The sequence below is a fragment of the Vibrio sp. E150_018 genome (genome assembly GCF_053544035.1).
Window position 1 is genome coordinate 519,551 of the sequence record NZ_JBHGNY010000001.1, and the last position, 11,611, is coordinate 531,161.

At 38.3% G+C, this 11,611-nt stretch carries 14 protein-coding genes; 6 read left to right on the plus strand and 8 right to left on the minus strand.

The annotated features are described in order from the left end of the window. Positions 1-7 precede the first annotated feature (7 nt). Together ccoO and ccoN are read right to left on the minus strand one after the other, a co-directional pair. Positions 8-625, minus strand: a complete 618-nt coding sequence (ccoO, locus tag ACE3G9_RS02435) for a cytochrome-c oxidase, cbb3-type subunit II (protein ID WP_417881173.1) — start codon at positions 623-625, stop codon at positions 8-10. Positions 626-637: 12 nt separating this feature from the next. Then, positions 638-2,068, minus strand: coding sequence for a cytochrome-c oxidase, cbb3-type subunit I (ccoN, locus tag ACE3G9_RS02440; RefSeq protein ID WP_417881469.1), 1,431 nt, complete (start codon positions 2,066-2,068; stop codon positions 638-640). Positions 2,069-2,287: 219 nt separating this feature from the next. On the opposite strand from ccoN, the gene ACE3G9_RS02445 reads away from it, so the two are divergent. Then, entirely contained in the window at positions 2,288-2,701 is a 414-nt protein-coding gene (locus ACE3G9_RS02445) for a hypothetical protein (RefSeq protein ID WP_449218385.1), read from the plus strand. Positions 2,702-3,020: 319 nt separating this feature from the next. Here the strand turns inward: ACE3G9_RS02445 and ACE3G9_RS02450 are convergent, their stop codons facing one another. Further along, positions 3,021-3,362 carry a hypothetical protein gene (locus tag ACE3G9_RS02450; protein ID WP_449218386.1) on the minus strand — a complete coding sequence of 114 codons (342 nt, stop codon included), beginning with the start codon at positions 3,360-3,362 and terminating at the stop codon, positions 3,021-3,023. 211 nt (positions 3,363-3,573) lie between these two features. Between ACE3G9_RS02450 and ACE3G9_RS02455 the strand changes: the two genes are divergently transcribed. Beyond that, on the plus strand, positions 3,574-4,335 hold the full coding sequence (locus tag ACE3G9_RS02455; protein WP_417881466.1) for a DsbA family protein: 762 nt from the start codon (positions 3,574-3,576) through the stop codon (positions 4,333-4,335). A 430-nt stretch (positions 4,336-4,765) separates the two neighbouring features. Here ACE3G9_RS02455 and maoP read toward each other — a convergent pair whose 3' ends face one another. Further along, positions 4,766-5,116 (minus strand): DUF413 domain-containing protein, encoded by a 351-nt coding sequence (gene maoP / locus ACE3G9_RS02460; protein ID WP_417881465.1) that lies wholly within the window; start codon positions 5,114-5,116, stop codon positions 4,766-4,768. Positions 5,117-5,289: 173 nt separating this feature from the next. Between maoP and hdfR the strand changes: the two genes are divergently transcribed. Beyond that, positions 5,290-6,153, plus strand: coding sequence for an HTH-type transcriptional regulator HdfR (gene hdfR / locus ACE3G9_RS02465; protein WP_417881464.1), 864 nt, complete (start codon positions 5,290-5,292; stop codon positions 6,151-6,153). Positions 6,154-6,263: 110 nt separating this feature from the next. After that, positions 6,264-6,440 carry a hypothetical protein gene (locus ACE3G9_RS02470; protein ID WP_417881463.1) on the plus strand — a complete coding sequence of 59 codons (177 nt, stop codon included), beginning with the start codon at positions 6,264-6,266 and terminating at the stop codon, positions 6,438-6,440. 81 nt (positions 6,441-6,521) lie between these two features. Here the strand turns inward: ACE3G9_RS02470 and ACE3G9_RS02475 are convergent, their stop codons facing one another. Genes ACE3G9_RS02475 through vxrA form a run of 4 tightly spaced genes read right to left on the minus strand, consistent with a single transcriptional unit; the run spans position 6,522 to position 9,666 of the window. Further along, positions 6,522-6,674 (minus strand): YoaH family protein, encoded by a 153-nt coding sequence (locus ACE3G9_RS02475; RefSeq protein ID WP_417881462.1) that lies wholly within the window; start codon positions 6,672-6,674, stop codon positions 6,522-6,524. A gap of 34 nt (positions 6,675-6,708) precedes the next feature. Beyond that, entirely contained in the window at positions 6,709-7,569 is an 861-nt protein-coding gene (locus ACE3G9_RS02480) for a DUF2861 family protein (RefSeq protein WP_449218387.1), read from the minus strand. A 20-nt stretch (positions 7,570-7,589) separates the two neighbouring features. Then, a complete protein-coding gene (gene vxrB, locus ACE3G9_RS02485) occupies positions 7,590-8,246 on the minus strand; it encodes a response regulator transcription factor VxrB (protein ID WP_449218388.1) in 657 nt (218 codons plus the stop codon). Continuing rightward, positions 8,221-9,666: a sensor histidine kinase VxrA gene (gene vxrA, locus ACE3G9_RS02490; RefSeq protein ID WP_449218389.1), complete on the minus strand. Its 1,446-nt coding sequence runs from the start codon at positions 9,664-9,666 to the stop codon at positions 8,221-8,223. The genes vxrB and vxrA overlap by 26 nt, the downstream gene beginning before the upstream one ends. Positions 9,667-10,000: 334 nt before the next feature. Between vxrA and ACE3G9_RS02495 the strand changes: the two genes are divergently transcribed. Beyond that, positions 10,001-10,969 carry a tripartite tricarboxylate transporter substrate binding protein gene (locus tag ACE3G9_RS02495; RefSeq protein WP_417881458.1) on the plus strand — a complete coding sequence of 323 codons (969 nt, stop codon included), beginning with the start codon at positions 10,001-10,003 and terminating at the stop codon, positions 10,967-10,969. Positions 10,970-11,139: 170 nt separating this feature from the next. Beyond that, positions 11,140-11,610 (plus strand): tripartite tricarboxylate transporter TctB family protein, encoded by a 471-nt coding sequence (locus tag ACE3G9_RS02500; protein WP_449218390.1) that lies wholly within the window; start codon positions 11,140-11,142, stop codon positions 11,608-11,610. Position 11,611 lies beyond the last annotated feature (1 nt).

Here is an 11,611-nt window from a genome sequence, read left to right on the forward strand (position 1 = left end):
TCTCTCCTTATTTCATTGAGTGGCCAAGCGATTGAAGATAAGCAACTAAAGCATCTAGCTCAGTTTTGCCTTCAACATCTTTTTTCGCATTAGCAATTTGCTCATCAGTGTACGGCACGCCGAAATCATCACGGAATAACTCAAGTTTTTGTTGAGTGTATTCGCCTGTTAGTGTGTTTTCCGCCAACCACGGATAGCCAGGCATAATAGATTCTGGCACGACTTCACGAGGATCGAGTAAATGAACACGATGCCATTCATCAGAATAACGTCCACCTACACGAGCAAGGTCAGGGCCAGTACGCTTAGAACCCCATAAGAAAGGATGTTCCCATACTGATTCACCAGAAACAGAGTAGTGACCATAACGCTCTGTTTCCGAACGAAATGGACGAATCATTTGGCTGTGGCATACATGACAACCTTCTTTAACATAAATGTCTCTGCCTTCCATTTCGAGAGCAGTATAAGGTTTTAAATCTTCGACAGGTTCAGTCGTTTGCTTTTGGAAAATTAGAGGAGTGATCTCCACTAATGCCCCTAAGCTAATAGCAAAAACCATCAAAATTGCCAATAGACCGACGTTCTTCTCGACTATTGAATGGCGATTCTTATTCGAACTCATATTCATAGCCTCCTATAAAGCCGGTTGAGGAATAGCTTTCAAGCTTTCCTTTGGCGCAGAAATAGTTTTATATGTGTTATAAGCCATCAACAACATACCAGACACGATAATCACACCACCAATAAAGCGAATTAGATAGAATGGGTGAGAAGCTTCGACCGTCTCGACAAAGCTATAAGTTAATGTGCCATCAGCGTTAACTGCACGCCACATCAAACCCTGCATAACGCCTGAAATCCACATAGCAACGATATACAGCACGGTGCCGATAGTCGCAAGCCAGAAGTGAACATTGATCAATTTAATAGAGTACATACGCTCTTGACCAAATAACTTAGGAATCAAGTGGTATAGAGAACCAATGGTAACCATTGCAACCCAACCTAATGCACCAGAATGCACATGACCAATTGTCCAGTCAGTGTAATGAGATAGTGCATTAACCGTCTTAATTGCCATCATTGGACCTTCAAAGGTAGACATACCGTAGAAAGATAGAGAAACAATCAAAAAACGTAGAATCGGATCGTAGCGAAGTTTATGCCAAGCACCAGATAGCGTCATAATACCGTTGATCATCCCCCCCCAAGAAGGAACGAATAAGATCAAAGACATCACCATGCCTAATGACTGGGTCCAGTCAGGTAAAGCAGTGTAGTGAAGGTGGTGTGGACCAGCCCAAATGTAAAGAGAAATTAGCCCCCAAAAGTGCACAATCGATAAACGGTAAGAATAAACAGGGCGTTCAGCTTGTTTTGGTACAAAGTAATACATCATACCTAAGAAGCCTGCAGTTAATAAGAAACCAACCGCATTATGTCCATACCACCATTGAACCATGGCATCGACAGCACCAGAATAAATCGAATAAGACTTACCTAATGAAACTGGGATAGCCATACTATTTACGATATGTAATACCGCAACAGTTAGTATAAAACCACCAAAGAACCAGTTAGCAACATAAATATGAGATGTCTTTCTTTTGACTAAAGTACCAAAGAAAACAATCGCATAAGCAACCCAAACGATCGCAATCGCGATATCAATAGGCCACTCTAGCTCCGCATATTCTTTACTGGTTGTATAGCCCAAAGGTAGTGAGATTATTGCAGCCAAAATTATGGCTTGCCAACCCCAAAATGTAAACGGAACTAATAAACCACCAAATAAGCGGGTCTTACAGGTTCTCTGAACAACGTAATATGATGAAGCGAATAGGGCACTTGTGCCAAACGCAAATATTACCGCATTTGTATGTAATGGACGTAAACGGCTGTACGTCAACCACGGCGTATCAAAGTTAAGCTGTGGCCAAACTAATTGAGCGGCAATTAATACACCCACACTCATACCAACAATACCCCAAAGTATGGTAACCAGGGTGAATTGACGTACGACTGTGTAGTTATAATTATGCTCAAGCTGATGTTCTTGGCTCATCTTGAATGCTTCCAATATTATAATTAACTACATAGCATCAACACAAAAATAGTGTTGTAATGTCACCCAAACACACATAATCAACTGATTAAAAATAAGTCGATAACAATGGTTTTCAATAAAAGTAACATTTTCGTTGCCTACTATACCTGACATGCGAACAGGTTATATAGGTTAATTAGTAAAAATTTGAAGTAAGTTGCATAGGATAAAAGTGTAATGGCAGCAGAGAAACTCACCAAAGCAAGACTTGTACAAATACTCATCATATTCAGCATATTAGTCACAGCATTTACGTGGAGAACATTTCAACACCAACCACAACAAAACACTGATACCGTGTGCCAAATAAATCAAAATTGTACAATAAAAGTCGATGATATAGAGCTTTCAATACTCTTTGAAAGGGAAACCGATAATTCGCTTACGATTTTGGCCCAACCGCTTGATCGTAAAAATAAAATCAAATTACGGGAACTGACTTTAATTTCTTCAGCCATACTTGATAGTAAAAACCATCAACTAGAACCACCGATCAACATAAAAACAGTATCAAACATAGATAACTCGCGTTGGTTGATTTCAACACCAACTGGAAATATGCACTGGATAACGTTAAACACTCAGAATTGATTTAAGTTGCTAATGCATTGTCATTGTAGTGAAAGAACACAGGCAATAAACGGAAGCTTCAAGATGGATGAGTAATAAGATACAAAAGAAGCCACTTATCGATGGCTTCTAAAAAATACAAAACAGGGCATTTCATTGAACAACCAAAACAAATTCTACGTATATGCACATGTTATTTAACATAATATACGTAATGCGCACTTGAGTTACTTAGTTAACAAGCTTCATAAGCACCCATTATAAGATATGTAAGATATTGTAAGTAAGTGACTTTTTTGAATTCCCTTATCAGCAGAATTCCTATTAAGCCTTTCAGGCATCAGTTATGACCTGTTGTGGTGATGGTCAAACGCAATAACTTTTCAGGCGTATCATAGGTTATTTTTTTGTTTCGATATTTCTTCAACTCTTTCTTTGCAAGCTTGCATACTTGGCTGTTCCCATTAGTTCTCACGCGTTTTAATTTGGCATACTTTTGATCTAGATGATTCATTGATAACATGAGCCTACATTCACCTTTTAAGATCTTGGCTGAACCATCTACCGCTCTCTGTGCTTTCTTCTTGTAAAATTTCGCAACTTTATATCGTTGGCTATCATCATAACTAAAGACTGATGGGCTAATGATAAGTATACAAAATAATATAACCAGTAATTTCATCCGACTAACACCTTGATTGATTAACAAAATCAAAGTTTTCACTGTTTCAATAACCTCATCAAGTCTACTTGAATAGTTAGTTATGCTAACCTCATATTTAAGAAACGATTTCATTTCACAAAAGTAATTGCGAGAAACCTTCATATTATGGAACTTGTTCTTAAATCAAGGCTCTAAAAAGATTAACACTTATTTTTAAATTGGAAATTTTATGAAAAAGCTTATTTTACCTCTTGTAATCGCCGCAGTGACAAATAGCGCTACAGCAGCTAACACGGCAACATTCACGCCAGAGCAAGAAGCAAGAATTGGTGAAATAGCCGCACAATACCTTTCCGAGCACCCAGAGTTTTTAATTAAAGCCAGCCAAAAACTACAACAGAAACAATTAGAAGAACAAGCAAGTGCTCAAAAATCGGCTGTGATAGCAAATAAGAATATTTTAATTAATGACAATACAACCCCTTTTACTGGTCCTAAAGATGCAAAAGTGAATGTTATCGAATTCTTTGATTATCAGTGTGTCTATTGTTATAGAATTTCTTCAACAATTGAATCTTTGCAGAAACAATATCCGGATGTGCGTTTCATCTTTAAAGAAACGCCTATCTTTGGTAACCGTTGGGAACCATCAAAATACGCGGCACAAATGGGATTAGAAGTTTTCTCTCAAAAAGGCTCTAAAGCATATGAGCAATACCATAATGGAATTTATGCCAGTGGTTTAAACGAAGGTAAATTAACAAAAGCAGTTGTGGAGACTCAAGCTAAAAATGCAGGGGTCTCATTAGATAAGTTTAAACCAACGGAAAGCTATCAAAAGAACTTACAATTATTTTCTCAACTTGGCTTTAAAGGCACACCAGCTTTAATTGTAATGCCAACTGATGGCGCGACCTCTGATAATATCTACGTGATCAATGGTGCTGATGTTGCATCATTAACGAATGCAATAAAAACCTTATCTAAATAAAGTGCCATCCAAATCATCTAGTTTGATATAGCGAATTTAACAGATTCGCTATTTTTTCACACCACAAAAGTTACACTGTAATTATAATTCACAACAACCCTGAAGTATACGCTACAGGGTAACTAATTAATTCTCCTATCATTCTCTTCATAAACACACTCCCCTTGCTTGTAATAAAATAACACACCAAAATTTCTCGACCTTTACTTATGTTGTTTGCTTTCATATTGTGGATAAGGTGTTATTAACGTTTCGTGACTGGACTTACCAACAAATAATAGTAATTAATATTCTTTTAAATTAACAACTTGGAAATAGGTTACAATTGTCTAGTTTGTTACGGTGTTGCATTCTGATGCATATAAATAGTACAAAAAAAGCCCACCATTTGGTGGGCTCATCGGAAAATTCAATTTAGTTTTTGTCGACTTTAATCATCTAGCAATAGATCGTCCGAATCACTATCATCATCGTCATAGGATGAGGCACTACCTTTTACCGTGCTGCAGAGTGTATATGTTCGTTTACGCTGGGTTTTACTTAAATACTTCTTCCAGCACTGAACATATTTATTAACCATCCCCTCACCTCCTTCTTGTTGAAAAGCGGTGATAAACGCTTTCTCATCATCATCTTCAGGAATTAAGTTACCTTCAAATAGTCCCTGCATTGTTCGACCGTAATTTTCGAGGATTTGTGCTTCATTAATAGTAAATTCACCAGAGCGACTAAAGCCGCGTGCAAAGTGTTTATTATCAAAAAACTTTCCTAGATTTCTCATATTTCAACTCTTTTACTGTGTTACTTGTATTTCAGCGAAAATAGGTGTTTATTGTCTAACTGTACAACAAAAGATTTTGTTCAATTTAATAAAATTTTTTTATCATTTTGCGATATTCTTGTCTTTATATTAGTCAAAGAATCAAACTTTTTTCAAATCCTTTGAGGTGAACTTTGGATACAGAACTATTAAGGACATTTTTAGAAGTAGGAAAGACGCGTCACTTTGGTCGTGCAGCAGAGAGTTTGTATCTAACTCAATCAGCGGTGAGCTTTCGCATCCGTCAACTAGAGTCACAACTTGGCAGCCCGCTCTTTTCACGTCAACGAGGTAATGTTCACCTCACTCCTGCTGGAGAAAGGTTATTACCCTACGCTGAATCTATTTTACAAACTTGGGGACGTGCCAGACAGGATGTTTCTCTGAGTGATAACTACATGGAACAGATCTCCTTAGGCGCTTCTTCAAGTGTTTGGGAGCTTGGTGGTATTTCAGATTGGATTAACGAATCTCACCAGGCTTTGCCAGAAATCGCATTCAGGATGGAGTCTGTCAGTCGTCAAGATATCGTACGAGCTTTATTAGAAAAAAGTATCGATATGGCACTATTAGGCGATCCACCTAAAGTAGAAGGCTTTAAACTGAAACAAGTTGCTAACTTCGAATTTAAGTTAGTGTCAACGCAACCAGATGTAAACTTCAATCAACTGCCTTCCATTCCATTAGCTTATTTAGATTGGAGTACTCGTTTTTCAATTGAGCATGCGAGAATTGCTGAGTTACAAAGAACGCCATTGTTACATGCTGCCTCTAGTAACGTCATTGTTAAGTTTTTAAGCGCCAATACAGGTATGGCTTATTTACCAGAACCGGTCGTATCTAAGCATATTGATACTGGAAAATTATTTATCGTGGAAGATTCTCCAGTTATGGAGCAGTCTTTGTATTTATGCTGGAATGAAGATAATGAAAAAGTGAATTTAATTAATCAATTAGCTAAAGTTCCATTCGAACTAAGAACACCTTCCGACGATTAATAACTTTCATGCTGACATCAAAAAAACTTCGTTTTACTGTCATATTGTTATTACATAATCTCTAAAGTTGTCTGAAAATACTTTAAGACATTAGATAGTTGGATAGGAACATGAGCAACTGGGATAAGTGGTTAAAAAATGATAATTCTCGTTTATCTGGTAAGAAAAATAGACGAGATTTCGATGATTATGACGGTGAGTTGATTGAAAAAAGTAAATCAAAGCGAAAATCTCATAGAGATAAGCATCACCCACGATCTGAGGATTTAGAAGACCGTTTGTACTAATTTGTAATGAAATCGAGGGCAATTATGCCCTCTTATATTTTCCCAACTTATTTAGTTATAGTGCATTAGAGTGAGTCGATATTACTCAGATTCTGCTTTCTTTTCACTACGGATTCGCTGGGCAACAATCTTAATTGCTTCAGCGGTACTTATCCCTTGCTCCATCAACTTTTGTATATCTTCTACTGCAGCTTGTTGCTCTGCATGGCTAAGCGTTGGTAAATCATCAAACATATTAGTTCTCTTTTAGAGTAAGTTAGATTTTGCTTTATTCAGAAATATCATAGGCTTTATTGATAACTTGTTTATCTTCAATGACTATCGCACCTTGCCAACGTTTGTGGGTAATCGAGACTCCAAGCAAATACCTGTCAATCGGCAGCTTAGTTTTAGGAACTTGGCTAGGATAATCAGATTCATATTGTTTATTCCAAACCTGAGTATAGTCACCATCTACATCGCCATAAAGCGCAACATCCATAACCGGTAATGGACAATATCGATTCAACAAGGCGGTTTTATCGACAACCCAAGATTCCTTAGAATTCCATCTCACTGTTTGTTTATTATTAGGATGAGTGAGTAAAATCCAACTTTCCCACTCTTCCCCTAAGCTAGTTTTAATTTTGACTTTATAAAGTCCGGTATCTAATTGTGCATTTAAATCCGCCTGTTGATGATATTGCCAATATTCATCATCAATTTTTTCGGGTGTATCAACGTTAGACATCAATACCTGTTCGGGCCATTTAACAAAAAGGATTTGATCGAGCTCTCTATCCGTTTGAGCATCAATTTCTAACCGATAGCTTAAACGTCCAGGGCTTTGTTTCACTTGCCGTTGGATAGCAAGTTTATTCAACCATGTTGGCAGTTTTGAATTATCAAAAGAACGGCCACAGTCTTTATCAAGTGCTTTTAATAACAGTTGATCGAGGTGATTCTCAATGTTCTCTTGTGGTTCTTTTTGCCAAGCCTGAATCATAGCATCAAAACTTTCTTCAAGATGGCCTTCCAATAAAAACTTATGAGCATTGGTTAACGAAGTTTGTTCTAGAAACCAGTCATTCGCCGCCCAAATTGGAGCGGCAAAAAGTGACAGTGTAATTAATGAGTATTTTAACTTCAAAATGATTCTTCAGTAAACTGTTAAGATTTCATCTTGTAGCCAACACCACGCAGGGTTTCTATTTTTATACTAGGTATCTTCTGACGTAGCTGTAAAATATGTGTATCCACGGTACGAGTTGTTGGGAAATGGTTATAGCCCCAAACATGATCTAATAATTCGTCTCGTGTAAACACACGACCTAAATTACTTGCAAGAAAAACAAGCAGATCAAACTCTGTGCGAGTCATCACTATCATTTCTTCGCCAAATTTAACATCGCGAGTCGTTTTATCAATAAAGATGTCACCTACCGTAATCGTGTTACCATCTTCTTCTGTATCGGGTGAACGCAATTGCGCACGAATTCGCGCAAATAGTTCCGCTTCAGCAAATGGCTTTGTCAGGTAGTCATTTGCACCAGCATCAAGTCCTGATACTTTATCTTTAACCGAAACTAACGCCGTTAATAAAATAACGGGTACAGATTTAATATCCTTCCAATCATTTAGGAAAGTAACAGAATCACCGTCGGGTAATTGACGGTCTAAAATCACTAAGTCTGCTTTACCCCATACGGATGCAACATCGGCTGCACGCTCAACATGCAAACACTCATAACCAGCTTGCTCTAAACTAACCAATAGGCCATCAGCAAGATTGCGATCATCTTCAACGAGTAGCAGTGTCTGTTTCACAGGGAATCTCCAATTTAAATGTTGTCGGCGGGCCACTTAAGCTCAAAGAGCCTCCCATTCGTGCAACCATCGATTCAACGATAGTTAATCCTAAGCCTAGTCCGCTTTTGCTCACGAATGGTTTACGTAATTTTGCCCAGTCCTTTTTAGTCAACTGTCCTTGGTCAATTATCTCAAGAACCAATTTATTTGAATATGTTGTAGCCTTTAATACCACAGGGTCAACACCATACTTACATGCATTTCTTACTAAGTTATCAACACAGGTTCCTAGCCAATAGATATTAGCTTTGACGGCTTGGTCCTGATTCAGTTCAATCGCGATATCAAACTCACCTTGTCTATATCGATATTCCAGCCACTCCTCTACCGATGGTATCCATTCGGTTGCTAATGGTTGTGTGTCTGATTGCAAATAATCTTTGCTCGCTTCAGCTAATTGTCTTAATCGGCGAGTATCTTCGCACAAGCGGCGAAACTCATCGTATACGGTATCCGGTAAATGCTCGAACTCACGCCGAAACCCTTCCACTGTAAGCGACAAACTTGCAATGGGCGTTCTAAGCTCATGTGTTAAAATTTGTAGCACTAACATCCGGCTACGTAATTCTTTACGTTTATTGAGCCAACGAGAGTAACCCCAACCACAGATTAGAATAACATTGACGATACCTAAAGCTAAGATACTGTAAAATAAGGTATCTGAGTTATTTTTTATATCCCAACACACATTGCCACTTTTTACGTAACAATGTTCACTTTGGCTTATCGGAGTCGCGATTAATTCTGCTTCTTGTAACCTAGTATCTAACGTCTGTTGATCGAATACATAATATTGCATGCCTTTTCGTAACCAAAATTCATTTCCCGAGATAATGGTTTCCGATCCTGAAATCAATGCAGAAATAGAATCATAAGGCATTCTTTGTAAACGACCTAATAAAGTATTCTCATCTGTTAGTGGCCTTTCTTTGATATGCATAAAAGGTAATAGCTGTTTATATCTCTCAGGATGAGCTTCCGCATAGCGTGCTGCATAAGTCCCCCCACCTGGGTGGATCATTCCAGAACGTACAAACCATTTAATTGGTAGGTTAGTACCATTACACAAGGCTCGAGAAAAAACTAAAGGTTCGGTCACTAAGGGGCTTAATGGGTACTTTCCCTTACATGTCGTCGCCAACTTGTATAAACGTTGCATATCTTTCAGAGGATATTTTGCAGTCTGTGGAATCAGCGAGTCTGGTGATAATAGACTAGTGGGATAGTCTGTTTGAATCACTCGTAAATCATAAACAGCAGCCGCTTTGTCATTATCAAACGATGTTTTAAATTGCTCGATACGATCAGGTAGCGTATTAGCATTTGCTGTTCCCGCTATCACCGTTATCGACAAGATTAAAAATCGCGTTAATTTCAAAGGGTAATTATCCTATCTGACAAATATCTGGGCGTATCATACTACACAAAAAATCAGTTCTAACCACCCGCCATGTCATTTTTAAGTCATTATTAACGTTTATGTAACCTTTGATTAAATGTTACCTCACAGCTAAGCAGAGCCTGCTTAGTCAAAAGGCGATGCTGTGATTTTTATGAACAAAATGGACACAAGTAACAATATCCTTTTTAAGTCTTCATTATAGGAAAATGCGCTTCTACATTCTAAATTCATTCATGTGATCCAATAACCCGACACTACTGGGTAATCAATTATAAAAATAGATAACTATAAGAACATAAGGATGTGAAACATGAAAAAATTCACCACTTCAATTACAGTGACATTACTATCCGCTGCATTTGCAACATCTGCGTTTGCCAATGATATAAAAGAAATTCATTTTGTCGTTCCTGGTGGCGCAGGCGGCGGTTGGGATATGACCGCCCGCAGTACTGGCGATGCACTGAGAAAGTCAGGTATTATTGAAAATGTTTCATACCAAAACCTATCTGGTGGCGGTGGTGGTAAAGCCATTGCTTATATGATTGAAACTGCAGATCGCCAACAAGACACATTAATGGTTAACTCAACTCCTATTGTGGTGCGCTCTTTATCCGGCATTTTCCCTCAATCTTTCCGAGATCTGACTCCTGTCGCTGAAACTATTGCCGATTATGCGGCTTTCGTGGTTGCCTCTGATTCTGACATCCAAACGTGGGAACAGGCAGTAGAGATGTTTAAGAAAGATCCACGTTCATTAAAAATCGCAGGAGGATCTGCACGAGGTAGTATGGATCACCTTGTTGCAGCCGCTGCCTTTAAAGGGGAAAACCAAGACCCTCGTAAAGTTCGTTACATTGCTTATGATGCCGGTGGCAAAGCTATGGCTGCACTACTTTCTGGTGAGACTCAAATGCTTTCGACCGGCTTAGGTGAAGTGCTTGAGTTATCTAAAAGTGGTCAAGTTCGTATCGTTGCAATCACTGCACCTAAACGCCTAGATACCGCACCGGATATTCCTACACTCAAAGAAATGGGGAACCCTACCGTATTTGCTAACTGGCGCGGTTTCTTTGCTTCTCCAGGTATTAGTAAAGAAAAAGTAGAACAATGGAACGCCGCCTTAACCAAGATGTACTCAACTAAAGAATGGCAAGAAATTCGTGACCGTAACGGTTGGATTGATGAGTACAAAGCTGGTCCTGAATTTACCGCCTTTCTTGAACAGCAAGAACAACAGATCGGAGATCTTATGCGCGAGTTAGGCTTTTTAAAATAATATTGTCGCTATAACAGCACAATCATAATTTGCCGCATTTGATTTTTTAAAACGTTCTCCTTTGTACACTTTGGTTAACTAACAGATGACTATTATGCATCGCTACTAACGTAGGTAGTTAACTTGTTGAATGCGGCTTTCTTATTTCCTTTCACTATTGGAGCAGAGTTATGTTCTCCAAATTTATCTCGACCGATCGAATTAGCGCCCTATTATTTCTCTTGTTTTGCCTAGGATATGGCTATCAAACAACCGAAATTATGCTTTTCCCAGGTGATGAATATGAACCCTTTACTGCGAGAACCCTACCTTTTGCATTAGCAATAATCGGTTCAATTTTATCTTTATTATTACTCGTAACAGCTCAACCTGATGAAAAAAGCGGGCTTGCTAGTCACTTTGATTGGAAGTTGCTCATTTCATTTTTAATTTTAATGGCACTTTATGGGTTTGGCTTAACTTGGTTAGGTTTTGTTATTGCCACTGGTGGTTTCTTATTTGGCGGTTTTTACCTACTCGGTGAACGTAAAAAGTCAATTTTATTTGGTGCATCGTTCCCATTCGCTTTTGCGTTTTATTTATTACTTACTCAAGGTTTAGATATTTATCTAGAATCTGGGTACATCTTCAACCTTTTCTAGG

Bases quoted from the DNA above. Each gene is read 5' to 3' on its own strand.
- ACE3G9_RS02500 (WP_449218390.1), top strand. From the start codon at position 11,140: ATGTTCTCCAAATTTATCTCGACCGATCGAATTAGCGCCCTATTATTT.
- ACE3G9_RS02495 (WP_417881458.1), top strand. From the start codon at position 10,001: ATGAAAAAATTCACCACTTCAATTACAGTGACATTACTATCCGCTGCA.
- ACE3G9_RS02470 (WP_417881463.1), top strand. From the start codon at position 6,264: ATGAGCAACTGGGATAAGTGGTTAAAAAATGATAATTCTCGTTTATCT.
- maoP (WP_417881465.1), bottom strand. From the start codon at position 5,116: ATGAGAAATCTAGGAAAGTTTTTTGATAATAAACACTTTGCACGCGGC.
- ACE3G9_RS02455 (WP_417881466.1), top strand. From the start codon at position 3,574: ATGAAAAAGCTTATTTTACCTCTTGTAATCGCCGCAGTGACAAATAGC.
- ACE3G9_RS02450 (WP_449218386.1), bottom strand. From the start codon at position 3,362: ATGAAATTACTGGTTATATTATTTTGTATACTTATCATTAGCCCATCA.
- ccoN (WP_417881469.1), bottom strand. From the start codon at position 2,068: ATGAGCCAAGAACATCAGCTTGAGCATAATTATAACTACACAGTCGTA.
- ccoO (WP_417881173.1), bottom strand. From the start codon at position 625: ATGAGTTCGAATAAGAATCGCCATTCAATAGTCGAGAAGAACGTCGGT.
- ACE3G9_RS02445 (WP_449218385.1), top strand. From the start codon at position 2,288: ATGGCAGCAGAGAAACTCACCAAAGCAAGACTTGTACAAATACTCATC.
- ACE3G9_RS02475 (WP_417881462.1), bottom strand. From the start codon at position 6,674: ATGTTTGATGATTTACCAACGCTTAGCCATGCAGAGCAACAAGCTGCA.